The 22,905-nt window shown below is 62.2% G+C and carries 20 protein-coding genes and 1 pseudogene; 13 read left to right on the forward strand and 8 right to left on the reverse strand.

The genetic code is table 11. From position 1 onward, the window contains the following. The first annotated feature begins 325 nt into the window (after window positions 1-325). The 6 genes from L9B60_RS17885 to L9B60_RS17910 all read left to right on the forward strand — a co-directional run bounded on the left by L9B60_RS17885 (window position 326) and on the right by L9B60_RS17910 (window position 7,770). Window positions 326-898, forward strand: coding sequence for a sugar dehydrogenase complex small subunit (locus L9B60_RS17885; RefSeq protein ID WP_249672081.1), 573 nt, complete (start codon window positions 326-328; stop codon window positions 896-898). Beyond that, window positions 895-2,547 carry a GMC family oxidoreductase gene (locus tag L9B60_RS17890; protein ID WP_249672082.1) on the forward strand — a complete coding sequence of 551 codons (1,653 nt, stop codon included), beginning with the start codon at window positions 895-897 and terminating at the stop codon, window positions 2,545-2,547. Before L9B60_RS17885 ends, L9B60_RS17890 begins: the two co-directional genes overlap by 4 nt. Next, window positions 2,547-3,989 (forward strand): cytochrome c, encoded by a 1,443-nt coding sequence (locus L9B60_RS17895; protein WP_249672083.1) that lies wholly within the window; start codon window positions 2,547-2,549, stop codon window positions 3,987-3,989. Before L9B60_RS17890 ends, L9B60_RS17895 begins: the two co-directional genes overlap by 1 nt. 143 nt (window positions 3,990-4,132) lie before the next feature. Next, on the forward strand, window positions 4,133-5,284 hold the full coding sequence (locus L9B60_RS17900) for an SMP-30/gluconolactonase/LRE family protein (protein WP_249672084.1): 1,152 nt from the start codon (window positions 4,133-4,135) through the stop codon (window positions 5,282-5,284). Between the two features lie 25 nt (window positions 5,285-5,309). Continuing rightward, window positions 5,310-6,419 carry an L-dopachrome tautomerase-related protein gene (locus L9B60_RS17905; RefSeq protein WP_249672085.1) on the forward strand — a complete coding sequence of 370 codons (1,110 nt, stop codon included), beginning with the start codon at window positions 5,310-5,312 and terminating at the stop codon, window positions 6,417-6,419. A gap of 451 nt (window positions 6,420-6,870) precedes the next feature. Further along, window positions 6,871-7,770, forward strand: a complete 900-nt coding sequence (locus L9B60_RS17910) for a DMT family transporter (RefSeq protein WP_249672086.1) — start codon at window positions 6,871-6,873, stop codon at window positions 7,768-7,770. Here L9B60_RS17910 and L9B60_RS17915 read toward each other — a convergent pair. Next, window positions 7,730-8,632 (reverse strand): helix-turn-helix domain-containing protein, encoded by a 903-nt coding sequence (locus L9B60_RS17915; protein ID WP_249672087.1) that lies wholly within the window; start codon window positions 8,630-8,632, stop codon window positions 7,730-7,732. The genes L9B60_RS17910 and L9B60_RS17915 overlap by 41 nt on opposite strands. A gap of 151 nt (window positions 8,633-8,783) precedes the next feature. Here L9B60_RS17915 and L9B60_RS17920 point away from each other — a divergent pair. The 3 genes and pseudogenes from L9B60_RS17920 (at window position 8,784) to L9B60_RS17930 (ending at window position 12,583) form a co-directional block, all read left to right on the forward strand. Further along, window positions 8,784-10,143: pseudogene (locus L9B60_RS17920) on the forward strand (glutamine synthetase family protein). A gap of 41 nt (window positions 10,144-10,184) precedes the next feature. Continuing rightward, the gene (locus L9B60_RS17925; RefSeq protein WP_249672088.1) at window positions 10,185-11,273 is read left to right on the forward strand and encodes a polyamine ABC transporter substrate-binding protein; all 1,089 of its coding nucleotides are present in this window, start codon (window positions 10,185-10,187) and stop codon (window positions 11,271-11,273) included. Window positions 11,274-11,287: 14 nt separating this feature from the next. Next, entirely contained in the window at window positions 11,288-12,583 is a 1,296-nt protein-coding gene (locus L9B60_RS17930; protein ID WP_249672089.1) for an NAD(P)/FAD-dependent oxidoreductase, read from the forward strand. Here L9B60_RS17930 and L9B60_RS17935 read toward each other — a convergent pair. Next, window positions 12,573-13,445, reverse strand: coding sequence for a DMT family transporter (locus tag L9B60_RS17935; protein ID WP_438866144.1), 873 nt, complete (start codon window positions 13,443-13,445; stop codon window positions 12,573-12,575). The two genes, L9B60_RS17930 and L9B60_RS17935, sit on opposite strands and share 11 nt — an antisense overlap. A 284-nt stretch (window positions 13,446-13,729) precedes the next feature. Between L9B60_RS17935 and aceK the strand changes: the two genes are divergently transcribed. After that, entirely contained in the window at window positions 13,730-15,451 is a 1,722-nt protein-coding gene (gene aceK, locus L9B60_RS17940) for a bifunctional isocitrate dehydrogenase kinase/phosphatase (protein WP_249672091.1), read from the forward strand. Here aceK and L9B60_RS17945 read toward each other — a convergent pair whose 3' ends face one another. The 3 genes from L9B60_RS17945 to L9B60_RS17955 form a co-directional block, all read right to left on the reverse strand. Next, complete coding sequence (locus L9B60_RS17945; RefSeq protein WP_249672092.1) at window positions 15,452-16,318, reverse strand: DUF6279 family lipoprotein; 867 nt, start codon at window positions 16,316-16,318, stop codon at window positions 15,452-15,454. Between the two features lie 66 nt (window positions 16,319-16,384). Beyond that, window positions 16,385-17,104, reverse strand: a complete 720-nt coding sequence (locus tag L9B60_RS17950; RefSeq protein WP_249672093.1) for a TorF family putative porin — start codon at window positions 17,102-17,104, stop codon at window positions 16,385-16,387. A gap of 90 nt (window positions 17,105-17,194) precedes the next feature. Continuing rightward, window positions 17,195-17,938 carry an SDR family oxidoreductase gene (locus L9B60_RS17955; RefSeq protein ID WP_249672094.1) on the reverse strand — a complete coding sequence of 248 codons (744 nt, stop codon included), beginning with the start codon at window positions 17,936-17,938 and terminating at the stop codon, window positions 17,195-17,197. 104 nt (window positions 17,939-18,042) lie between these two features. On the opposite strand from L9B60_RS17955, the gene L9B60_RS17960 reads away from it, so the two are divergent. Then, window positions 18,043-18,951 carry a LysR family transcriptional regulator gene (locus tag L9B60_RS17960; RefSeq protein WP_249672095.1) on the forward strand — a complete coding sequence of 303 codons (909 nt, stop codon included), beginning with the start codon at window positions 18,043-18,045 and terminating at the stop codon, window positions 18,949-18,951. A gap of 91 nt (window positions 18,952-19,042) precedes the next feature. Here L9B60_RS17960 and L9B60_RS17965 read toward each other — a convergent pair whose 3' ends face one another. Beyond that, entirely contained in the window at window positions 19,043-19,231 is a 189-nt protein-coding gene (locus L9B60_RS17965) for a PFL_1563 family small protein (protein WP_249672096.1), read from the reverse strand. A 262-nt stretch (window positions 19,232-19,493) separates the two neighbouring features. On the opposite strand from L9B60_RS17965, the gene L9B60_RS17970 reads away from it, so the two are divergent. Together L9B60_RS17970 and L9B60_RS17975 are read left to right on the forward strand one after the other, a co-directional pair. Next, window positions 19,494-20,330, forward strand: a complete 837-nt coding sequence (locus L9B60_RS17970; RefSeq protein ID WP_249672097.1) for a CvfB family protein — start codon at window positions 19,494-19,496, stop codon at window positions 20,328-20,330. A gap of 50 nt (window positions 20,331-20,380) precedes the next feature. Beyond that, complete coding sequence (locus L9B60_RS17975; protein ID WP_249672098.1) at window positions 20,381-20,782, forward strand: DUF2177 family protein; 402 nt, start codon at window positions 20,381-20,383, stop codon at window positions 20,780-20,782. Here L9B60_RS17975 and L9B60_RS17980 read toward each other — a convergent pair whose 3' ends face one another. Both L9B60_RS17980 and L9B60_RS17985 read right to left on the reverse strand, forming a co-directional pair. Further along, a complete protein-coding gene (locus tag L9B60_RS17980) occupies window positions 20,783-21,163 on the reverse strand; it encodes a hypothetical protein (protein ID WP_249672099.1) in 381 nt (126 codons plus the stop codon). 174 nt (window positions 21,164-21,337) lie between these two features. After that, window positions 21,338-22,810 (reverse strand): NosD domain-containing protein, encoded by a 1,473-nt coding sequence (locus L9B60_RS17985; protein WP_249672100.1) that lies wholly within the window; start codon window positions 22,808-22,810, stop codon window positions 21,338-21,340. Window positions 22,811-22,905: the final 95 nt, after the last annotated feature.

Below are 22,905 nucleotides of genomic sequence, written 5' to 3' on the forward strand. Positions count from 1 at the left end.
AAATGTGGATTGGCGTGATGGGGTGAGTTAACGCCTCGGATTGCGATGGGCCTGGCTTAGGATTAATCCCAGCCATCCGCCCATTGTTACCCCGCCCGCAACATTGAATTACACCCCTGTAACCAGATATTTCTTGCCCGTGATGGCATTTTCCTATATTTCTCTGCGTCATTCTGACACAGGCCTGTCTAGCTCCCTGTTTTCAGGGGAGTGAAAGGCCGGAAGGACTCTGACCTGCTGCACCGTACCGGTGGGCAGGTTTTTTTGTGTCCCGCTCTGAAACCGGTTTCAGGGCGAGGTAGAACGTAGAAAAAAGAGAATGATCATGCACACCGAGATAGCTGATGAGACCCAAGGCCCAGGCCTGTGGGCCAAGCCCCTGAAACGTCGTGCCGTGCTGTTGGGCATGGCCGTGACGGCTGCGCAATTGAGCCTGCCGGCGTTCGCCGATGGCGCGGTATTGCACGACGGCTTCGATGCCGACGGATTCATGCGGGTGTCCCAGGTGCTGACGGGCTACAGCGAATTGGACAGCCTGATCTCGGCGCGCATCGCCCGTGCGTTGATCGATCAGCAGCCGGCCATGCAGCAGTCGCTGGCCACCCTGGCACAACTGTCCACCGAGCCTGCCAACGTGCAGAGCGCCGAAGCCCTGCTGGCCGCCGCTGACAAGGCCGGTATCCGTGATGCCGCACTGGCCGTGGTGTCGGCTTGGTTCAAAGGCACCGTCGGCCATGGCCAGAGCGCCGTGCTGATCACCTATCAGCAAGCGCTGATGTACCGCCCTGCCAGCGACGGCCTGATCGTGCCGACCTATTGCGGCAATGGCCCGCTGTGGTGGACCGCTCCTATTCCTGATGCAAGCGCGCCGGCAAGCGGCCCGCGAGGTGCCGTATGAGAAAGCCTGTGTTTGATGCCAATGGCGACGTGACCGCCGACGTGATCGTGGTCGGCTCCGGCGTGGCGGGCGCGCTGATCGCCAACCAACTGGTCGCCGAAGGGCATTCGGTGCTGATCCTTGAAGCAGGCCTGCGCATCCAGCGCGCCCAGGCGGTAGAGAACTGGCGCAACATGCCGTTCGACAACCGCATCGGTTCGGACTTCCAGGGTTTGTACCCGCAGGCCGAGCACGCGCCCGCGCCGCTGTATTTCCCGCAGAACAACTACGTGGGCTTGAGCGGGCCAAGCGGCAGCAGTTTCCAGCAAGGCTACCTGCGCACCTTGGGTGGCACCACCTGGCACTGGGCGGCGTCGTGCTGGCGACACTTGCCGGTGGACATGCGCATGCAGTCCGAATACGGCGTGGGCCGCGACTGGCCGATCAGCTACGACGAGCTGGAACCCTATTACTGCCGCGCCGAAGAAGCCATGGGCGTGGCCGGCCCCAGCGACCCGGACATGCAAAGCCCGCGTGAGCGCAGCCAGCCGTACCCGATGGACATGGTGCCATGGGGCTATGGCGACAAGCGCTTCGCCGAAGTGGTGAACGCCCACGGCTACAAGCACATCCCGATTCCGCAAGGGCGCAGCACGCGCCCCTGGAAAGGCCGGCCGACCTGCTGTGGCAACAATAACTGCCAACCGATCTGCCCGATCGGGGCCATGTACAACGCCATCCACACCATCGAGGAAGCCGAGCGCAATGGCGCCCAGTGCCTGACTGAAGCGGTGGTGTACAAGGTGGACACCGACGAAGGCAACCGCGTGACCGCCGTGCATTGGCTGAGCCCCGACGGCACCTCGCACAAGGCCAGCGGCAAGGTCTTCGCCTTGGCGTGCAACGCCCTGGAAACCCCGCGGCTGTTGCTGCTGGCGGCCAACGAGCGCAACCCCAATGGCATTGCCAACTCGTCCGACCAAGTGGGCCGCAATATGATGGACCACTCCGGCTTCCACTGTACCTTCCTGGCCAACGAACCCCTGTGGATTGGCCGTGGCCCGGCGCAGAGCAGTTGCATCGTCGGCCCGCGCGATGGTGATTTCCGCGCCAAGTATTCGGCCAACAAAATGATCCTGAACAACATCACCCAAGTCGCCAAGGCCACCGAGCAGGCCTTGGCCATGGGCCTGGTGGGCCAGGCGCTGGAAGCGGAAATCCGCCGCCGTGCCACCCACGGCGTCGACCTGTCGATCAGCCTGGAGCCGTTGCCTGATCCAAACAACCGCCTGACGTTGAGCAAAACCCGCAAAGACCCCCACGGCCTGGCCTGCCCGGACATCTACTACGACGTCGGCGACTACGTGCGCCAGGGCGCTGAGGCCGCGCATGCGCAGTTGGAGCACATCGGCCAGTTGTTCGGTGCCACCGAATTCAAGATCACCACCAGCCTGAACGCCAACAACCACATCATGGGCGGCACCATCATGGGCAGCAACCCGCGTGACTCGGTAGTGGACGGCGACTGCCGCACCCACGACCACGCCAACCTGTGGCTGCCCGGCGGCGGCGCGATGGCCTCGGCCAGCGTGGTCAACACCACCCTGACCATGGCGGCGCTGGCGATCAAGGCGGCCGATTCCATGAGCAAAGCGCTGGTGCGGGGTTGATGATGACTGCCAAGGATTTCGTGCGCCCACTGTGCGCGTTGCTGCTCACCAGCCTGTTCAGCCTGGCCCAGGCACAGGACAACCCACCCAGCCCTGCGGTAACGCCGGTCAGTGCCACGCCTACCCTGGAAGAACAGGGCCGGCGCCTGGCGATTGCCGGTGACTGCATGGCCTGCCACACGGTGCCCGACAGCGACAAGCCGTTCGCCGGTGGCTACGCGATCAACTCGCCGTTCGGGGCGATTTTTTCCACCAACATCACCCCGTCGAAAACCGCAGGCATCGGCCTTTACACCGAGGCGCAGTTTGCTGGCGCGGTGCGTGAAGGCGTCCGCGCCGACGGCAGCCACCTGTACCCGGCCATGCCGTACACCTCGTACGTGCACATGAACGATGCCGACGTGGCGGCGCTGTATGCCTACTTCATGCATTCGGTCAAAGCCGACGACACCCCGGCGCCCACCACTGCGCTGGCGTTCCCGTTCAACCTGCGTTTTTCGATGATCGGCTGGAACTTGCTGTTCCTCGATTCGCGCACGGCGGTGCGGCCACAGCAAACCAACACCCAGTTGCAACGCGGCGAGTACTTGACCAACACCCTGGAGCACTGTGGTGCCTGCCACACGCCGCGTAACCCGCTGATGGCAGAGATCAAGGGCAAGGAGCTCAGCGGTGCCATGGTGGGGCCATGGTATGCGCCCAATATCACCTCCGACACCGTCAGCGGCATCGGCGGCTGGAGTGATGACGAGCTGTTGGCTTACCTGCGCGAAGGCCATGTGAAAGGCAAGAACCAGGCGGCCGGCGGCATGGCCGAGGCGGTGCAGAACAGCCTGCAGTTCCTGCCAACGGAAGACCTGCACGCCATCGTCGCCTACCTGAAAAGCACGCCGGCGGTACGCAACGAAGGCGAGAGCAAAGCGGCATTCGACTTCGGCGCACCCCACAGCGGTGAGGCAGAACTGCGTGGCCAGGGCGCGTATAACGCCCACGACAGCCTGCACAGTGGCCAGGCGCTGTACAGCGGCTACTGCGCCAGCTGTCACCAGCCCAACGGTGCCGGCAGCGCCAACCAGGCCTACCCGTCGCTGTACCACAACACCGCGACCGGGCTGCCGATCTCGGCCAACCTGATCGCGGCGATCCTCTACGGGGTCGACCGCACGGTCGATGACCATCACGTGCTGATGCCGCGTTTTGACGAGCTGTCCTATGTCGCCCAACTGGACGACCAGCAGGTGGCCGATATTGCCAACTACGTGTTGAGCAACTTCGGCAATGCTGCGCACCAGGTCAGCGCCCATGACGTGATGATCGCCCGTCAGGGTGGCGAGAAGCCGATGCTGGCCGTGCTGCAACCGTTCATGCTGCCGGCGATGATCGTCGCTGCCTTGATCGTGTTGGTGTTGTTGGCGTTCTTCTGGCGTCGCCGCCGGGCTTAGACCTTGGTCTAGAGCGTGTACCTCGGGCGCCCATTCGGCGCCCGAGGTGTTTTTAATGAAACCCTTTTCATTTGCCCCCGGTCTTTGCACTTGTATACCTTCTTCTGAAACCGGTTTCAGATCATTGGGTAAGGGAGTTGCACGTGAGCAGATTGAGTTCGTTGGCCGTGGCCTTGAGTGCGGCGTTGGCGCTGTTGTCGGCACTGCCGGCGTCGGCCGAAACCGAAGACCGCAGCCTGGTGCCGGTTGGTTCATTGACCGAGGTGGCCAACTTCGCCGGCCCAGGCCCGTCGGGCATCGTGGTGACCAAAGAGGGTCGCACCTTCGTCGGCTTCCCGCGCCACGCCATCGATCACAAGGGCATGACCCTGGGCGAACTGGTCAACGGCAAACTGGTGCCATATCCGGACGCGGCCACCAGCCTGCCGGGGCGTGATGACGCGCACCGGCTGGTGTCGGTGCACGGCATGACCCAGGACAGCAAAGGGCGCCTGTGGCTGATCGACGACGGCAAGCGTGCCGGCATCGACGGCATTCCGGCGGGAGCGGCGAAGGTAGTGGGCATCGACCCCAAGACCAACCGCATCTTCGCCTCCGTGCTGCTGGACGCCGGGCTCAAGCAAGACAGCCACATGAACGATCTGCGCATCGACCTGACCCACGGCGACAAAGGCACGGCCTACGTGGCGGACTCCTCCTTCGGCGACAGTCCGGCCATCGTCGTGGTGGACATCGCCAGCGGACGTCAGCGCCGCGTGCTGGGCAACGACCCTTCGGTACGGCCGCAAAAAGATTTCGTCACGCAACTGGATGGCGTGCCGATGCGCTACGACGGCGCCAACACGCCGTTCCCCCACGGCGGCGTCGACAGCGTCGCGCTGGCCCCCGACAGTTCGCGGTTCTACTACTCGCCGCTCACCAGCCGCCACCTGTGGAGCCTGCCCACCGCAGCCTTGTCCAACTTCAGCCTGAGCGACGCACAACTGGCGGCGCAGATTCGCGACGAAGGCGAAAAAGTGATGACCGATGGCATGGACATGGACAGCCAAGGCCGCCTGTACCTGACCGACGCCGAGCACCACCAGATTCTGCGTCGCTGGCCCGATGGCCACCTCGACGTGGTGCTGCGCGACCCGCGCCTGGTGTGGCCCGATGGCTTGTTCGTGACCGGCGACAGCGTCTACGTGACCCTGGGCCAATGGGACCGCCTGGGCAAACACAGCGATACGCGCAAACCGCCTTACCTGCTGATTCGCACCTCCACCGAGCCGACCCCGCAGTTCAATGCGCAATGAGCCCTCCATCGATAAGGACCGTGCGATGAACCCAGCCAAACTTGCCTTGCCCCTGTTGTTACTGGCCAGCCCCTTCGCCACCTGGGCGGCCACCCTGCCGCCCGGCGAAGTGGTGGTGTCGCTGCCCAACGCCGAGGCTTCCGGCGTAGTGGTGACCCCTGCCGGGCGTACTTTCCTGACCTTGCCCCGTGCTGGCAGCAACCACAACGAACCATCGGTGGTGGAAATCATCGGCGGCAAACCGGTGGCTTTCCCGGATGCTGCCACCACCGTGCCGTCGAACAAACCCTTGGCCGACTGGATCGTCTCGCCGCTGGGCATGACCCTGAGCGGCAACACGCTGTGGGTGCTGGACGAAGGCAAGCGTGCAGGGGTCGATGGCATCCCCGATGGCTCGGCCAAGCTCTTGGCCATCGACATCGACACACGCAAGATCACCCGCACGATCTTCTTCAAGAAGCCGTTCATGCGTGACACGATTCAACTCAACGACTTGCGCGTGGACATGAGCCACGGCAAGCAGGGCACTGTGTACATCAGCAACAACGGCTTCGCCAAGCCAGACAATTCGTTGATCGTGGTGGACATCGCCAGCGGCAAGATGCGCGAGATCTTCCGCGACGCTCCCGAAACCTCGCCGGCGCCGGGCTTCATGACCTACGTGGAGGGCCAGCCCCACGCCTACAGCGTCGACCACGCCACCATGCCCCAGGGCGGCGCCAACGGCATCGAGCTTTCGCCCGACAACAAGACGTTGTACTGGACCATCCCCACCAACCCCAATTACTACAGCATCGCCACGGCCGACCTGAGCAACTTCAACCTGCCTGAGTCGGCCCTGAAAAAGGCCACGCATTTCGAAGGGCAGACCGCGTCCAACGGCGGGATTACCGTGGATGACAAGGGCTCGGTATATTTCGGTGATGCGTCGCGCTATTCGATCATCAAGAAGGACACCCATGGCAAATTCTCGCTGGTGGCCACCGACCCGCGCTTGATCTGGCCGGACGGGTTGTACTACCGCAATGGCTATGTGTACGTGAGCGTGGGCCAGTGGCAGCGCGCGCCGGGCTTGAATGGCGGCAAGGATTTGCGCAAGCCGCCGTATGAGGTGTTGCGCTTCAAGGCTCAATAGCCTGCAGCACCCCCGGTAGGAGCGGATTCATCCGCGAAGCGTTCGCTGCGGTATACCAGGCACACTGCGGGGCGTTCTTCGCGGATGAATCCGCTCCCACACGACGTGTGGGTTTAAAACAACCATTGCCAAGCCGATCCACCCCTGGTTATATTCCAACTTCGAAAACCGTCACGCCAAGGCCACCATGCCCGCTTTTTGCAACCACGCCCCCAACGTTTCAGCAGCCAACGCTGCCGACGTGTCGTGCGCGAGCAAACAGCCGCCCATGCGCAGCCACTATCCCCCGCCTTCTGTCGTTCAGTCGCCGGTGTGCACCGCAGTCGCACCCCCAGGCGTCGTTTTCGCGGTTTAAGCAGCCTTTGACTGGCTGTAACCCCGCGCACCCCAAAACACTGAATCCGGCGTAAGCCGACCTGGCCTTATTTGGCCTGAATGACAGGTGCCTCACATGTTTGCCTTAACCAAAGAATCCGTGGCCTCGGCGGCCACCACCGTGCTGTTCGTTCTGCTTTGGAGCAGCGGCGCGATCTTCTCCAAACTGGGCCTGGCCCACGGCAGTACCTTTGCCTTTTTGCTGTTTCGTTCCGCCATCGCTTTTATCGGGCTGTTGCTGTTGCTGCCCTGGCTCAAGTTGAAACTGCCCAAAGGGCGGGGGCCGTTGTTGTATGCGGCGGGCACCGGGCTGGTATTGCTGGGCGGTTACCAGATCTTCTACCTGCTGGCATTGGACCTGAAAATCACCCCCGGGGTCATGGCAACGCTCATGGGCGTGCAGCCGATCCTTACCGCCGTGCTGATGGAGCGTCAGCGCTCCTTTACTCGGTTGTTCGGCCTGGCGCTGGGCCTGAGCGGGTTGATTCTGGTGGTGTACCAGGGCATCGGCACGGCCGGCATGTCGATGGCTGGAATGCTGTGCGGCTTGCTGGCGCTGGCGAGCATGACCCTGGGCTCGATCATGCAAAAGCGCATCACCAGCAACCCGTTGGGTACGTTGCCGGTGCAGTACCTGGCCGGCCTGCTGTTGTGCGCCGCGTTCGTACCGTTCCAGCCGTTCCATTTCGAGGCCAGCGCCGGGTTCTTTGGCCCAGTGCTGTACATGGGCCTGGTGGTGTCGCTGCTGGCCACGCTGTTGCTGTACCGGTTGATCGCCCGTGGCAACCTGGTCAACGTTACCAGCCTGTTCTACTTGGTGCCGGCGGTGACGGCGCTGATGGATTACCTGATTTTTGGTAATCGGTTGGCACTGCTCAGCGTGCTGGGGATGGGGTTGATCGTGCTGGGGTTGGTGTTTGTGTTTCGCAAGGCCGCTATCGCCCCCGCTTCAACGTCTCACTCGGCAACTCATTGAACAACGCCCGGTAACTGCTGGAAAACCGCCCCAAATGCCAGAACGACCAATGCATGGCCACCTCGGCCACGGTGGTTTGGTTGGGGCTGCGTTGCAGCAGTTCGCGGTGTGCGCTGTTCAGTCGGCGCAGGCGCAGCCACTGCGCCGGCGCCATGCCGGTGAAGGCTTTGAAGGCATGTTGCAGGTGGCGCAGCGGCACTCCGGCGATGCGGGCCAGTTCCATCAGGTTCAGGGTTTCGTCTGGCACGTCGGCCGACCATTCGAACACCCGCTTCATGATCAGCCGTTCTTCGCTGCGCCGCTGCAGGGCGCCTCGGTCAAGGCACGCCGAGGCGTTGTCGAGGATGAACAGGCAGTCGTCCAGCAGTTGCTGGGTCAGAGCCTCGCGGCTGGGTGGGTCGAAGGTGTTGGACAGGCGGGTGAGGGTGCCGCTTAGCCAGCGGGTGAACAGCGCGTTTTGCTGGGAGCTCAAGGGCGCCATGAACAGGCCTTCCAGCCTGCCAACGTCCAGGCCGTGGCGCTGGACGAACTCGGGGCCGAACACCACGGCCACCTCGCGGTAGTTTTCCGGGGTAATCCATATGTTGCGGCTTTCACCGTTGAGCACGTATAACGCGTTGTCGCTGCCATCGAAACAGAACGCCAAGGCGCCTTCGGGCGCGCTGAAATTCTGCTCCACGCGAGTGTTCATGCACTCTTCGTAGATCTCCACGCCCTGCAAGTCCAGATAGCGGATGAGGCCTGCAAAATGCCCAGGTGACATTTGCTGGTACTGCTGCACCCAACCGGGCGTGGCGCGGATCTGTTCGGCCACATCGCCGGTGTTGAATGCCTGGACGTGCAACGGGGTTGAAGCTGTCATGCGAAAGCCTTGCGCACTGTTATGGTGCGTTCTATTTGGCAGGAAGTGGATAGATGCAGTCACGCTGTTTGCCCAAGATAGCCGCCAACGCGCCCCATGGGAAGACTCCCGTCAGATGGTGGCGCTGAATAAAACCCACAACGAGGTCTTTATGAATGTCCCTTTCGATCAGCTGTCTTCTTGGCTGAAAGAACACAAGATTACCGAAGTCGAGTGTGTTGTCAGTGACCTGACTGGCATCGCCCGCGGCAAAATTGCACCCACCAACAAGTTCCTGCATGAGCGAGGCATGCGCCTGCCGGAAAGTGTCCTTCTGCAAACGGTAACCGGGGACTTCGTCGACGACGATATCTACTACGACCTGCTGGACCCGGCCGACATCGACATGATCTGCCGCCCGGACGCCTCGGCCATCTACGTGATCCCGTGGGCGATCGAGCCGACCGCCATCGTCATCCATGACACCTTCGACAAGGTTGGCAACCCGATCGAACTGTCGCCACGCAACGTGCTGAAAAAAGTGCTGAAGCTATACACCGACAAGGGCTGGAAGCCGATCGTCGCACCAGAAATGGAGTTCTACCTGACCCAGCGCTGCGAAGACCCGGACTTGCCTTTGAAGGCGCCGCTGGGCCGTTCGGGCCGCTGCCGAAAGTGGCCGCCAGTCGTTCTCCATCGATGCCGCCAACGAATTCGACCCGCTGTTCGAGGACGTCTATGACTGGTGCGAAGCCCAGGGCCTGGACCTGGACACGCTGATCCACGAAGACGGCCCGGCGCAGATGGAAATCAACTTCCGCCATGGCGATGCCCTGGACCTGGCCGACCAGATCACCGTGTTCAAGCGCACCTTGCGTGAAGCGGCGCTCAAGCACAATGTGACCGCCACCTTTATGGCCAAGCCTGTGGCCGACGAGCCGGGCAGCGCCATGCACCTGCACCAGAGCGTGGTCGATATCGTTACCGGCAAGCCGATCTTCGTCAACGACGACGGCAGCATGAGCGAGCTGTTCCTGCAGCACATCGGCGGCCTGCAAAAGTACATCCCCAAGCTGCTGCCGATGTTCGCGCCCAACGTGAACTCGTTCCGCCGCTTTCTGCCCGACACCTCGGCGCCGGTCAACGTGGAGTGGGGTGAAGAAAACCGCACCGTGGGCCTGCGCGTGCCCACCTCAAGCCCCGATGCCATGCGTGTGGAAAACCGCTTGCCGGGCGCCGACGCCAACCCGTACCTGGCCATTGCCGCGAGCTTGTTGTGTGGCTACCTGGGCATGGTCGAAGGTATCAACCCGAGCGCGCCCGTGCAGGGCCGCGCCTACGAGCGCCGCAACCTGCGCCTGCCGATCACTATCGAAGACGCACTGGCCCACATGGAAGAGTGCGACACGGTCATGAAATACCTGGGCGAGAAGTTCGTCCGCGGCTATGTCGCGGTGAAACGCGCCGAGCATGAAAACTTCAAGCGGGTGATCAGTTCGTGGGAACGGGAGTTTCTGCTGCTGAGCGTGTGATGGCTTTTATAAAACTCAAAAAAAACTAAAGGGGTGTCGATATGCGTCTATTGAAATCAGTCGTTCCTGTTGCATTGGCTTTGTTGTTCAGCACCACCGCCCATGCGCAACCCACGGTCAGTGTGTACAACTGGACCGACTACATCGGTGATACCACCCTGGCAGATTTCCAGGCCAAGACCGGTATCAAGGTGGTCTATGACGTATTCGACTCCAACGAAACCCTGGAGGGCAAGTTGCTGGCTGGGCGCACCGGCTACGATGTGGTGGTGCCCTCCAACCACTTTCTGGCGCGCCAGGTGAAGGCCGGCGCGTTCCTGAAACTGGACCGCTCGCAACTGCCGAATTTCAAGAACCTTGACCCCAAGCTGCTCGCGTTGCTGGAAAAGAACGACCCGGGCAACGAGCACTCGGTGCCTTACCTGTGGGGCACCAACGGCATCGGTTACAACGTCGACAAGGTCAAGGAAGTGCTGGGCATCGACCACATCGATTCTTGGGCGGTATTGTTTGAACCCGAGAATTTGAAAAAGCTGAGCAAGTGCGGCGTGTCGATGATGGATTCGGCCGACGAAGTGTTCCCCGCGATGCTCAACTACCTGGGGCTGGACCCACGCAGCGAGAAGCCGGCCGACTACGCCAAGGCTGAAGCCAAGCTGCTGACCCTGCGCCCGTACATCACCTACTTCCACTCCTCCAAGTACGTGTCGGACCTGGCCAACGGCAACATCTGCGTAGCCTTCGGTTATTCGGGTGACGTGTTCCAGGCCGCCAACCGCGCCAAGGAAGCCAAGAACGGCATTAACATCGCCTACGCCATTCCCAAGGAAGGCAGTAACCTGTGGTTTGACCTGCTGGCCATCCCGGCCGACGCAAGTAACGTCAAAGAGGCCCACGCCTTTATCAATTACCTGCTCGACCCGCAGGTGATCGCCAAGGTCAGCGCCACCGTGGGCTACGCCAACCCTAACCCCGCAGCCAAAGCCTTCATGGACCCGGAGTTGGTGAACAACCCAGAGGTGTACCCGTCCCAGGAAGTGCTCGACAAGCTGTATATCTCGACCACCCCCACCCCTGCGACAATGCGCCTGATGACCCGCTCCTGGAGCAAAGTGAAGTCCAATCTCTGATGCGAGAAACTGCCATGGCAATGCCTTCGGAACACGCCCGTTCCTACTACCTGAATTCCGCCAGCGCGATGCCGGAATACCCCCGGCTGAGCGCGGACCAGGTTGCTGACGTGTGCGTGATCGGCGGCGGTTTTACCGGCGTCAATACCGCCATCGAGCTGGCCCAGCGCGGGCTCTCGGTGATTTTGCTGGAGGGGCGGCGCATCGGTTGGGGCGCCAGTGGGCGCAACGGCGGGCAACTGATCCGCGGCATTGGCCACGAGGTGGACGGCTTTGCCCAGTACGTGGGGCAGGAGGGCGTGCAGTACTTGAAGCACGCCGGTGATGAGTCGGTGCAGGTGGTGCGCCGGCGCATCGCCGAGCACGGCATCGACTGCGACCTGCGCTGGGGCTTCTGCGAGCTGGCCAATACCGCGGCGCAGTTTGCCGCGTTCAAGGCCCAACAGGACAGCCCGGATGCCCAGGCCTACCCGTTTGCCACGCGCCTGGTGGGCCCTGAACACATGGATGAAGTGGTCGGCTCCGATGCTTATGCCGGCGGGTTGATCGACATGGGCTCGGGGCACTTGCACCCGCTCAACCTGGTGTTGGGCGAGGCGCGGGCGGCGGCTTCCCTGGGGGTGAAAATCTTCGAGCACAGCCCGGTGCTGGAACTGATCCACGGCGACACCGTGCAGGTGCGCACGGCCACCGGTACTGTGCGCGCCGGGCACCTGGTGCTGGGTTGCAATGCCCACCTGGAAGAATTGGAGCCGCGCCTGAGCGGTAAGGTGCTGCCGGCCGGCAGCTACATCATCGCCACCGAGCCGTTGAGCGAGGCGGTTGCCAAGCAGTTGATCCCGGAAAACCTGGCGCTGTGCGACCAGAAAGTCGGCTTGGATTACTACCGGCTTTCGGCTGATCGCCGCTTGCTGTTTGGCGGCGCTTGCCACTATTCCGGCCGTGACCCGGCCGACATCGCCGGCTACATGCAGCCGAAGATGCTCAAGGTGTTCCCGCAACTGGCCAACACCCGCATCGACTTCCAGTGGGGAGGCAAGATCGGCATTACCGCCAATCGCTTTCCGCAGGTGGGCCGCTTGCAGCAGTACCCGAACGTGTACTACGCCCAAGGCTATTCAGGCCATGGGGTCAACGTTACCCATTGGACTGCCAAGCTGCTGGCCGAAGGTATTCACGCCGGGCACAGCCAGGGCCTGGACATTTTCAGCAAGGTGCCGCACATGACCTTCCCCGGTGGCAAGGCCCTGCGCTCGCCGTTGCTGGCGCTGGGCATGCTCTGGTACCGGGTGAAGGAAATTATCGGCTAGCCCGCTTGTTGTGCGGCATCAGCACCAGCCACAGCGCCAGGGCGATGAGGATGCCGCCATACACGTGCGCCCAGGACAGCGGCTCGCCCAGCAGCATGGCGCCCCAGAGCACACCGAAGCCTGGGATCATGAAGGTCACGGTGCTGGATTTGACCGGGCCAATCTCGCTCAGCAGGCGGAAATACAGGATGTAGGCGAAGGCCGTGCACACCAGGCCCAGGCCCAGCAACGACAACCACACCTCCACGCCGCCCCAACTTGCGGGCGGTTGCCGGAACACGCTGATGGCAAACAGCGGCAACAACAACAGCGTGGCGCCTAGCATGCTGCCCAGTGCCGAGAGGCGTGGGTCAAGGCCGCCTTGTTGGTCCAGCCAGCGCCGGGCCAGGAAGCCGGCAAAGCCATAGCAGGTGGTGGCCAGCAAGCACGACACCGCGCCCATCAGCAGGTTGGCATCAAAGGCCACCGGCCCGGCACGGGTCAGTACGGCCACGCCGAGCAAGCCGAGAAATACCCCGCCAAGCTTCAGCGGCGTCAGCCGTTCATGAAAGAACAACCCGCCGATCAACACACCCATCAGCGGCGTGGTGGCATTGAAAATCGCCGAGTAGCCGGCCGGCAATACTTGCGCTGCGATGGCGTAGAGGGTGGCCGGCAGCCCGGAGTTGATCATACCCAACAGCAGGCAGGTCTTGAGCTTGCCCTGGAAATCCCAGCGCACGCGCAGCAGGGCCAGAATCAGCAGCAGGCCGCTGGCGGCGATAGACACCCGAAAGAACGCGGTGGGCAAGGCGCCCAGTACCGGGGCGATGATGCGCATGAACAGAAAGCTGGCGCCCCAGACGGCGGCGAGCAGTAGCATGTTGATGAGGGAAGCGGGTTTCAAAATTGGCTCCGAGGGCGGGCAACGCCTCTGCGGCAGGCCATGGCGCGTTGCAGCAATTGTAGGACTGGATTCATCCGGGAATAGGCCGCGCGGGCGGCCGGTGGTGGCCGTGACTACATTTAACGGCCGGCGTATTGTACCTAAAGCACGCCGCAGTATGTCTGACTCACCGCAGCGTGCTTTTCGCGGATCAATCCGCTCCTACAGGTGGTGCAGGCGGGCTAAGCTTGGGGTTCACCGAACCCGCCAGAGGTCCAACCATGCCGCACCCATGGCCCGCCGCCGACATCGCCCGTACCGTGCTCGATGGCTTCGACGACTACCGCAAGCATTTCGGCATCATCACCGACGGCGCCCGGGCGCGCTTCGAGCTGGCCCATTGGCAGGAGATTCAACACGCGTCGGCCGCGCGCATCAACCTGTACGAAGACAAGGTCGCCGAGGTGGTCAGCCGGCTGCGCGAGCGCTTTGCCAGTGATGTGCTGATGGACGTGGCGCAATGGCCGCTGGTGAAAAGCGCCTACATCCGGCTGATCGACGTGCGCTTTGACGATGAGCTGGCCGAAACCTGGTACAACTCGATTTTCTGCGGGCTGTTCAGCCACGACCTGATCAGCGATGGCTGCATGTTCATCCACACCACGCGGCCCTCCCTGCGCGGCGAGCGGGCGGCGCAAACCCGCACCTATCGGCCCAACGGCAAGCTCTCGGCCATGCTCGCGCAAGTGTTCAGCGACTACGGTTTTGAGGTGCCCTATGCCGACCTGCCCGGCGACCTGGCGCGGCTGGAAGGCCAACTGCGCGACAACCTGCCGGATTGGGTGTGCAAAGACAACGAACTGCGCGTGGAGCTGTTTTCCTCGGTGCTGTACCGCAACAAGGGCGCCTACCTGGTGGGCCGCATCTACACCCAGGAGGAGCAATGGCCGTTGGTGATTCCCTTCCTGCACCGCGAAGGCAAGGGCATCCAGATCGATGCGTTGATCACTGACGAGGCCGATGTCTCGATCATTTTTTCCTTCACGCGCTCCTACTTCATGGTCGACGTGCCGGTGCCGGCCGAATTCATCGGTTTCCTCAAGCGCATCCTGCCCGGCAAACACATCGCTGAGCTGTACACCTCGATCGGCTTCTACAAGCACGGCAAGTCGGAGTTCTACCGTGCGCTGATCAGTCACCTGGCCAACACCGACGATCGCTTCATCATGGCCCCGGGGGTGCGTGGCATGGTCATGACGGTGTTCACCCTGCCGGGCTTCAACACCGTGTTCAAGCTGATCAAGGACCGCTTCTCGCCGTCAAAGAACGTCGACCGCAACACGGTGATCGAGAAATACCGGCTGGTGAAAAGCGTCGACCGGGTCGGGCGCATGGCTGACACCCAGGAGTTTTCCGATTTCCGTTTCCCCATCGGCAAGTTCGAGCCCGAGTGCCTGGCCGAACTATTGGAGGTGGCGCCGTCCACGGTGCAGGTGGAGGGCGACACGGTGCTGGTGCGCCACTGCTGGACCGAACGGCGCATGACCCCACTCAACCTGTACCTGGAAGCCGCCAGCGAAGCCCAAGTGCATGAGGCGCTGGAGGACTACGGCCTGGCGATCAAGCAATTGGCGGCGGCGAATATCTTCCCCGGCGACATGCTGCTGAAAAACTTCGGCGTGACGCGCCATGGGCGGGTGGTGTTCTATGACTACGACGAGATCTGCTACCTGACCGAGGCCAATTTCCGGTATATCCCACCGCCGCGCTTTCCCGAGGACGAGATGGCTAGCGAGCCCTGGTATTCGATCGGGCCCCACGACGTGTTCCCCGAGGAGTTCCCGCCGTTCCTGTTTGCCGATGCGGGCCAACGGCGCTTGTTCAGCCAGTTGCATGGCGAGCTGTACGACGCCGATTACTGGAAGGGCCTGCAGGGGGCGATCCTGGATGGCAAGGTGATCGATGTGTTCCCCTACCGGCGCAAGGGGCGCGATAGCGAATGACTACTGGCTGGCCGCCTTCAGGCACTTGAGCTGGTTGAAGTCCTTGTGCAGGTCTGCCAGGCGTTCCTGCACGCGCTGGCGCTGGGTTGGCGTGCTGTCGGCCATCAAACCTACCAGCAGCGTGCGCGCGGCTTGTTCGGTGTGCGCGTAGGCGAGCGCGTATTGCGGCGTCCACAGGCTTTCGCGCTGCTGCAGCAAGGTGGCGATGCGCTGATCGAAGCCTGCGTCCTGGCGGTGGTTCAACGCGTCGATAAACAACCCTTGCCAGTGCTCGCGGTTGTCGATCCATTCGCGATTCTGCTCACCCAATTGCTGCGACCAGGCCTGCACCCGTTGCCGCTGGCTGGCGCTCAGGTCGCCGAACCACGGTGTCAGGCGCTTAATCATGCGCTTGGCGCGGTCCTGAATCTGTTCGGCCAGCGGCGGTTTGACGAATTCATCGCGGCGCTTGGCCAGGTCTTCTGCGAAGGCTTGCTGCATGGCCCGCACCTGGCTGTCGTCCAGCCCTCGCAAGAACTCCACGGCAGACGGCGTGACCTCGGCGGCCACCTGGGCGATAGCCTGCTTGGCCTCGACGGTGCGCGCTTGCAACTGCTCATCGGTGACCTGGTTGCTGGCCACCATCTGTTGCAGGCTGTCCAGCCACTTGAGGTTGCCGGGCAATTGCGTGGTGCAATGCCAACTGAGGTGTTCCTTGAGGCGCTCATTGAACCAGGCCTTCTGCTCGCGATCCAGGTCCAGGTAGTCGTTCATGGACCAGGGGATGATCACGTCCAGGTTGCGGTAGGCAATATCCACGCGGGTACAGCCAGCCATGGCGAACACGCAGAGCAATAAGGTGTACAGGTACTTGAGGCTCGAAGGCATTGGGCGATCCTTGCAATGGCTGGCGTGCTTGTTTAGAGCCGCGTGCGCCAAGGCAGTTCAGCCCCTTTAGAAGAGTGGCCGTTCGGCCTTGAGCATCAGCGCCGCATCACACTGCGCGTTTTGCCCCGAATACGCCACGCAGTCGGCGCCACTGAGGCTGGAGCCGCTGTAGATGAGGTCCAGGTCCACGCCCATGAAGGCCCGCGACAGTTGCACCGACCAGTCGTTGAAACCCCGTATTTCGCTGCCATCGCCAATGGTGAAGGGGGTCGTGAGCTGGTGGCTGGTGACTTTGACGGTAAAGCCCAGGTCGAGCATGGGCAAGCCGCCCAGGTTGGCGAACAGGGTGCTGGCGCGCTGGCTGTCTTCGTCACGGTAGGCGGCGCCGAACTTGCTGTCCAGGATGGTCAGGCCGGCGTACACCTCGTGGCTGTCGCCGGTGGTCAGGTCCGGGAAGGTGTAGTGGATCAAGCCCACTTCGTAGCCCAGGGTCTGGTCGAAGGGCTGCTTGAAGCCGCTGTAGGTGTCGACTTCGCGGGTTTGCGGGTTGGTCAGGCCCATGCTGGGGGTCCACTGGCCCACGTACCAACCTTCGTCGCTGCTCAGGTCCAGGCCGCCGTGAAAGGAGCCGCCGGTGGCCGGCTGCACCAGGCCTTGGGCCATGCTGCGCGCGGGGCTGGTGCCGAATTTCAGGCTGTAGTCACCTACCTCGCGCTGATAGATCTGCGCGTGGGCGTCGGTGTACATCAAGAGTGTGGCGGCCATCAGGAGGCTGGGTCTGAGCATTGATGCGTCCAGTGCTGGGAGGCCCGTTCTAGAGCGTCCCAGCATACCGGCGATTGAGGCCAATAAAGAACCGTTCGTCGATTTCTGTTTTCAGAAGTCCTGCACGGTCGGCCGCAGCACGATCTCGTTGATGTCCACGTCCGCAGGCTGCTCGATGGCATAGGCAATGGCGCGGGCCACGGAATCGGCCGGGATGGCCTGTTTGTAGAACTCGTTCACAGCCTTGGCACTGTCGGCGTGGGAGCTGCCGTGTTTAAGTTCACTGTCCACCGCGCCCGGGGAGATGATGGTGGAGCGAATCGCGCCGCCCACTTCATGGCGCAGGCCTTCGGCAATTGCCCGCACGGCGAACTTGGTGCCGCTGTACACGGTGCCACCTGGGCTGAACACCTTGACGCCCGCCACTGACGACACGTTGATGAAGTGCCCGCTGTTCTGCGCCTGGAACACCGGCAGGGCGCTGGCGATGCCATACAGCACGCCTTTAATGTTGATGTCGATCATGCGGTCCCATTCGTCGGTGCGCACTTCGCTCATGGGGGCGATGGACATCAGGCCTGCGTTGTTGACCAACACGTCGATGCGGCCAAAGGCTTTCACGCCGCCTTGGATCAGTGCTTGAACCTGGGCGGGCTGGGTGACGTCGGTTTCGAACGCCACGGCCTGGCCACCGGCGGCGGCGATTTCGCTGACCAGGGTGTCGAGGCGGTCTTTGCGGCGTGCACCGAGCACCACGCGGGCGCCCTTGGCAGCCAGCAGGCGGGCGGTGGCTTCACCCAGGCCGCTGCTGGCGCCGGTAATGACGATGACTTTGTCGCGGATGTTGTCGCTCATGGGGAAGCTCCGGTAGGGATAGGAAGTGGCGCCAGTATCGATGCTGGGATTGATCCTTGGAATGGATTAATCTGGATTTAAGAATTCCCAATATTGGAATAATTATGCTCAACCGCACAGAGTTGCTGCGTATCTTCTGCACAGCTGCCGACACCGCCAATTTCCGTGAAGCGGCCACACGATTGAACCTCTCGCCCCAGGCGGTCACCCGGGCGGTGCATCAGTTGGAAGCAATGTTTGGCGAGCTGTTGTTCCACCGCAGCACCCGTAAGGTGCAGATCACCGCTGCCGGTGAGCGCTTGGCGGCCCAGGCGCGGCCGGTGCTGGCTGGGGTCGACCAATTGTTCGAGGGGCAGGGCGAAGAGTCGCAGGCACTGGCGGGGTTGGTGAAAATCACCGTGCCCATGGTCATGGGCCGCTCGGTGGTGATGCCGATCCTGCAGCGCCTGGCGCAGCAATACCCACGGTTGGTGTTTGACGTGCGCCTGGACGATCAGCATGCCGATGCGGTGGATGAGCGTATCGACATTGGCGTGCGCATTGGTCCGCTGCGCGATTCGCGCTTTATCGCCCGGCCGCTGGCCAAGGTCTCGTTCATGGTGGTGGGGGCGCCGGCGCTGATCGCGCGGGTGGGGTTGCCGGGTAACCTGCAACAGCTGCAACAGGCACCGTTGACGGCGCTGGTAGAACGCACCACGGGTCGGCCATGGCCTTGGACGTTTATCGACGGTCAATTCTTGCCGCAGGCACCGGTGTTCATTTGCGATGACGCCGGGGCTGATTGCGATGCGGCGATTGCCGGGCTTGGCTTTACCCAGACCGCAAGTTTTCTGGTGATCCCGCACATACGGGCCGGCCGCCTGGTGGCGGTGCTCGACGAACTACGCCCGGCGCCTTGGGACCTCTACGTATACAGGCCGCAGCGCGGGCCCGTTTCGGCACGGGTCAGGCTGGTGTACGACGCACTGAAGGAGGCGTTGAGCGATCCGCAGGTATTTGCACAAGAGGTTTGAAGCGGGGAGGGTACTGGAGGCGGTGGGCGTATGCTGAAGGAATCAGGCGGTGCCCACTGACCTCAAGGATGTAGCGCGGTGTTGCGGGGAATTACTTCTTGCCCAGGCTGATGTGCTTGGTCGGCGTGTAGGTTTGGCCACTCACGCCTTTGTCGATCTGCTGGATCTCGCCACCGGATTTCAGGAACGCAGCAATTTGCGCATTGATCGACTCGCTGGTTTCAACGGCCGGAGCTGGTTTTGCTTTGGTGGTGGATGCTTTTACGCGCATGGCTGCCATTAACCTGTTCAGGAAATTAATAGGGCCAGCAATTGTACACGAAATATCCAGTTTTTGCTGGACAAATAAACACCCCTGGCAGGCTTCGCTAACTCCCTGTTTTAACTGAAAGTTATCGGTGCCTGGGGAATTGCCACGGGCGTGCCGGCCTGGAGTGACCTGACGAATGGCTGCGCCCCTAGAAAATCAAGGGCTTGCAGGCAGCACAGCGAGCGCCCGCGATCTCGGGTAGAATGCGCGCCACGTAATGAGGGTTTTACACATGGCTTTAGTCGGGCGCTACAACAGTTTGCAAGTGGTTAAACATACGGACTTCGGTTTATATCTGGACGGTGGCGCCGACGGCGAAATACTGCTGCCTAATCGGTATATTCCCAAAGACATTCCCAGCGAAGATGAAGATTGGCTGAATGTGTTCGTGTACCTGGACAGCGAAGATAAATTACTCGCCACCACGGAAAAACCGAAAGTTCAGGTCGGTGAGTTTGCCAGCCTTAAGGTTGTCGAAATCAACAGCATCGGCGTGTTCCTCGACTGGGGCCTGCCCAAGGATCTGCTGCTGCCGTATTCCGAAGAAAAGCGCCAGATGGCCCAGGGTGAATACTGCGTGGTACATGTCTACCTCGACAAGCGTACCCGCCGCATCACCGCCACCGCGCGCCTGGACCGCTACCTGGACAAGGTGCCGGCCAACTACAGCGTGGGCCAGGAAGTTGACCTGCTGGTGGCTGAGGAAACCGACATGGGTTTCAAGGCCATTATCAACAACAAGCACTGGGGCCTGATCCACAAGAACGAAGTGTTCAAGTTCCTGCGTTCCGGCAAACAGGAAAAAGGCTTTATCAAGGAGCTGCGCAGCGACGGCAAGATTGCCCTCAGCCTGCAACCGATCGGTGAGCAGCTTACCAGCAGCCTGAACGCCCAGATCCTGAGCAAGTTGCGCGAGAACAACGGCGTGCTGCCGGTCAGCGACAAGAGCGACCCGGCCGTGATCAGCGGTTTGTTCGGCGTGAGCAAGGGCAACTTCAAGAAGGCCATCGGCGCGCTGTACAAGGAAGGCAAGCTGGTGATCCATGCCGACCGAATCGAGTTGAGCTGATCGGCAGGTTCCACGGTCGAACGGTTTAACCATTGATCGGGGAACCCGCCATGAAAAAGCCGCTTGTCACCTACGCCGGCACCCTGCTGGCGTTGCTGGTGCTGGATGGCCTTTGGTTGGGCGTGCTGATGGCGCCCACCTACCGCACCCTGCTGGGCTCGCTGATGCTGCCCAGCCCTCTGCTGGGGCCCGCTGCGGCCTTTTACCTGATGTATGCCGCCGCCCTTGTCTGGTTCGCGGTGTGGCCGGCCTTGCGCGGCACCAGCGCCTTGCGTGCCGCTGGCAACGCCGCGCTGTTGGGCCTCGCCGCCTACGGCACCTACGACCTGACCAATTGGGCGACCCTGACGGGCTGGCCGCCGCTGTTGGTGTTTATCGACATGGCGTGGGGCATGCTGGCCTCGGCGATTGCCGCCAGCGTGGGGTTTGCCGTGGGCCGAAAGCTAGGCTGATCAGGCCTGCACGAACGGCGCCAAGCTGATACCGCTGCCGGTAGGCCGTACATCCTTGAGGAACGAATCCTTGTCGGCGCTCAACTCCAGGCTGATGCTGGCGTTGCGCTTGCCGGCATTGCGCACGGTCAGGCCTTCGATGCGCTCGCGCAAGAACGCGGTGGTGACCTTCAAATGCAGCAGTTGGTCAGTGGCTTCGTTGTGCAGCAGCAGGTGCACCCACTCGTATTGGCCGACTTGGATACGCCCGACCGGAAGGTCGAACCACCAGATGTTGCGTTTCTTGTCGAGCAGGGTGAAATGGCAGTTGTTCACGCCGAGCACCGCACCGCCGAGTTCTTTGTTACGGCGCGCGATGGCCTGGGGTTTGTCGAGTTTCATGGGGTTCCTACAGAGATGATGCTTCAGCGCTGAGTCTGAATCCTGCCCCCATAATACCCTGCCAAGCGCCACTTGCCCCCCTGTAGGAGCGGATTTATCCGCGAAGGCCCCACCGCGCCCCATCAGGCGGCTCGCGTTGAGGCCTTCGCGGATAAATCCGCTCCTACCGATCGTCTAGCGGGTGAGGGCCTTGCTCAGTTCGGAGGTAGCACCATCAGGGCTGGTGGCGGTCACGGTGAACGAGCGGCTGGTTTCCTTCACGTCCAGCGGGAAGCTGAAGTTGGCCGTGCCTTTGGTGTTGGTCGACACGTACACCTGGCCCAGGAAGTTCTCGGCCTCGCTGGCCATGCCCTTGGGGTTGCCAAACACTTCGACGCGGTAGCGGCTTTGCGGCTGGCCCTTGACCTCGCCGTGCAGGCGCCCGGCGGCGATGGCGCGCAGGTGCGGCGGCTGCAGGTTCTGGTTGGGCATCGGCTGGCAACCGGCGATGGCCGGGCCCTTGGCGCTGCAGATGATCGCACGGCCGCTGGTCGCCGGGTCTACACCGGTGCCGCGGGCGCCCACGTAGATGGCGTGCTCCGCTGCCGGCACGCCGAACACGATGGCGCCCAGGCGCTGGGCCGGCAAGCACGAACCACCGGACTGGCAACGGCGGATTTCCTGGGCATTGTCCCAGATGCGGTTGGCGGTCAGGCGGGTGTTGTTGGAGGTGGGCTCGGGGCGCAGGGCGATGCCGATGCGGTTGCCATGCACCACGTTACCGTCCAGCACGTTATCGGCGCCGGTCACGCTGACACCGATGGAGTTACCGGTGAACAGGTTGTCGGAAAGGTAATTGCGGTTACCCCAATTGATTTGCACGCCGTCGGAGTAGTTCTCGAAGCGGTTGCGGGTCAGGGTGTTGTCATTGCCCCAGAGGATCTCGATGCCTTGGGAAGCCTGCTCGTTGGCTTTGTCGGCGCGGAACAGGTTATTGGCAATCAGGTTGAATGCCGCGCCGCGGGTCAGCTCCAGGCCATCGCCGTTGTTGATCAGCTCGTTGCGCAGCACCTTGTTGTTGACGGTGCTGGTGGGCGTCGAATTGCCCTGGCCGTCGTCGCCGGTGAGCATGATCCCGGCGCCACCCTTGTTGCCGATGATGCGGCTGTCATGAATGACGTTGTTGCTGGCGCGGTTGACCAGGATGCCGATGCAGAAGTTACGCACTTCCACGCCGCTGATGTCCACGCCCTGGGTATCGCGCAGGGTCAGGCCGGGGTTGACCAGGGTACGTACGTTCACGCCGGACTCGCCCTGTACCGCGCCTGGGCAGTTGCCTTTGACGTAGTTCGAGCCGTCGATGGCGATGAAGTCGCCGCTGCGCTTCCAGGCGCTGCCTTCGATGGTCACCGGGCCCATGATCGCCGGCAGTTCCTTGTTCGGCTTGATCACGTAAGGCGCGCCGCCCACCGCACGGATCTCGATGCGGTAGTGGCCGGGGTTCTGGTTGTTGCGCTCGATGGCCCAGCGCAAGGTGCCTTCGCCTTCGTCGCCATAGTTCTTGACCACCAAGGTCTCTGGCGTATCGGGTGTCGGTGTAACGGCGGCCTGGAGGTTGGCCACAGGCAAAGCCAGCAGCAACGCTGCCAAGACGGGAGTAACACGCATGGATTCAGATTCCGATAACCGCTGTTGTGTTTTGCAGTTCATCGGCTGGCGGATGACATGCAAATTTTTATGAAACTCTGGCGCAGCGCAGTGAG

It is taken from the genome of Pseudomonas abieticivorans (assembly GCF_023509015.1).
Lineage (GTDB): Bacteria > Pseudomonadota > Gammaproteobacteria > Pseudomonadales > Pseudomonadaceae > Aquipseudomonas > Aquipseudomonas abieticivorans.

Coding starts and splice junctions, on each gene's coding strand:
- L9B60_RS17885 (WP_249672081.1), top strand. CDS start 326: ATGCACACCGAGATAGCTGATGAGACCCAAGGCCCAGGCCTGTGGGCC.
- L9B60_RS17890 (WP_249672082.1), top strand. CDS start 895: ATGAGAAAGCCTGTGTTTGATGCCAATGGCGACGTGACCGCCGACGTG.
- L9B60_RS17895 (WP_249672083.1), top strand. CDS start 2,547: ATGATGACTGCCAAGGATTTCGTGCGCCCACTGTGCGCGTTGCTGCTC.
- L9B60_RS17905 (WP_249672085.1), top strand. CDS start 5,310: ATGAACCCAGCCAAACTTGCCTTGCCCCTGTTGTTACTGGCCAGCCCC.
- L9B60_RS17910 (WP_249672086.1), top strand. CDS start 6,871: ATGTTTGCCTTAACCAAAGAATCCGTGGCCTCGGCGGCCACCACCGTG.
- L9B60_RS17915 (WP_249672087.1), bottom strand. CDS start 8,632: ATGACAGCTTCAACCCCGTTGCACGTCCAGGCATTCAACACCGGCGAT.
- L9B60_RS17925 (WP_249672088.1), top strand. CDS start 10,185: ATGCGTCTATTGAAATCAGTCGTTCCTGTTGCATTGGCTTTGTTGTTC.
- L9B60_RS17930 (WP_249672089.1), top strand. CDS start 11,288: ATGGCAATGCCTTCGGAACACGCCCGTTCCTACTACCTGAATTCCGCC.
- L9B60_RS17935 (WP_438866144.1), bottom strand. CDS start 13,445: ATGCTACTGCTCGCCGCCGTCTGGGGCGCCAGCTTTCTGTTCATGCGC.
- aceK (WP_249672091.1), top strand. CDS start 13,730: ATGCCGCACCCATGGCCCGCCGCCGACATCGCCCGTACCGTGCTCGAT.
- L9B60_RS17945 (WP_249672092.1), bottom strand. CDS start 16,318: ATGCCTTCGAGCCTCAAGTACCTGTACACCTTATTGCTCTGCGTGTTC.
- L9B60_RS17950 (WP_249672093.1), bottom strand. CDS start 17,104: ATGCTCAGACCCAGCCTCCTGATGGCCGCCACACTCTTGATGTACACC.
- L9B60_RS17955 (WP_249672094.1), bottom strand. CDS start 17,938: ATGAGCGACAACATCCGCGACAAAGTCATCGTCATTACCGGCGCCAGC.
- L9B60_RS17960 (WP_249672095.1), top strand. CDS start 18,043: ATGCTCAACCGCACAGAGTTGCTGCGTATCTTCTGCACAGCTGCCGAC.
- L9B60_RS17965 (WP_249672096.1), bottom strand. CDS start 19,231: ATGGCAGCCATGCGCGTAAAAGCATCCACCACCAAAGCAAAACCAGCT.
- L9B60_RS17970 (WP_249672097.1), top strand. CDS start 19,494: ATGGCTTTAGTCGGGCGCTACAACAGTTTGCAAGTGGTTAAACATACG.
- L9B60_RS17975 (WP_249672098.1), top strand. CDS start 20,381: ATGAAAAAGCCGCTTGTCACCTACGCCGGCACCCTGCTGGCGTTGCTG.
- L9B60_RS17980 (WP_249672099.1), bottom strand. CDS start 21,163: ATGAAACTCGACAAACCCCAGGCCATCGCGCGCCGTAACAAAGAACTC.
- L9B60_RS17985 (WP_249672100.1), bottom strand. CDS start 22,810: ATGCGTGTTACTCCCGTCTTGGCAGCGTTGCTGCTGGCTTTGCCTGTG.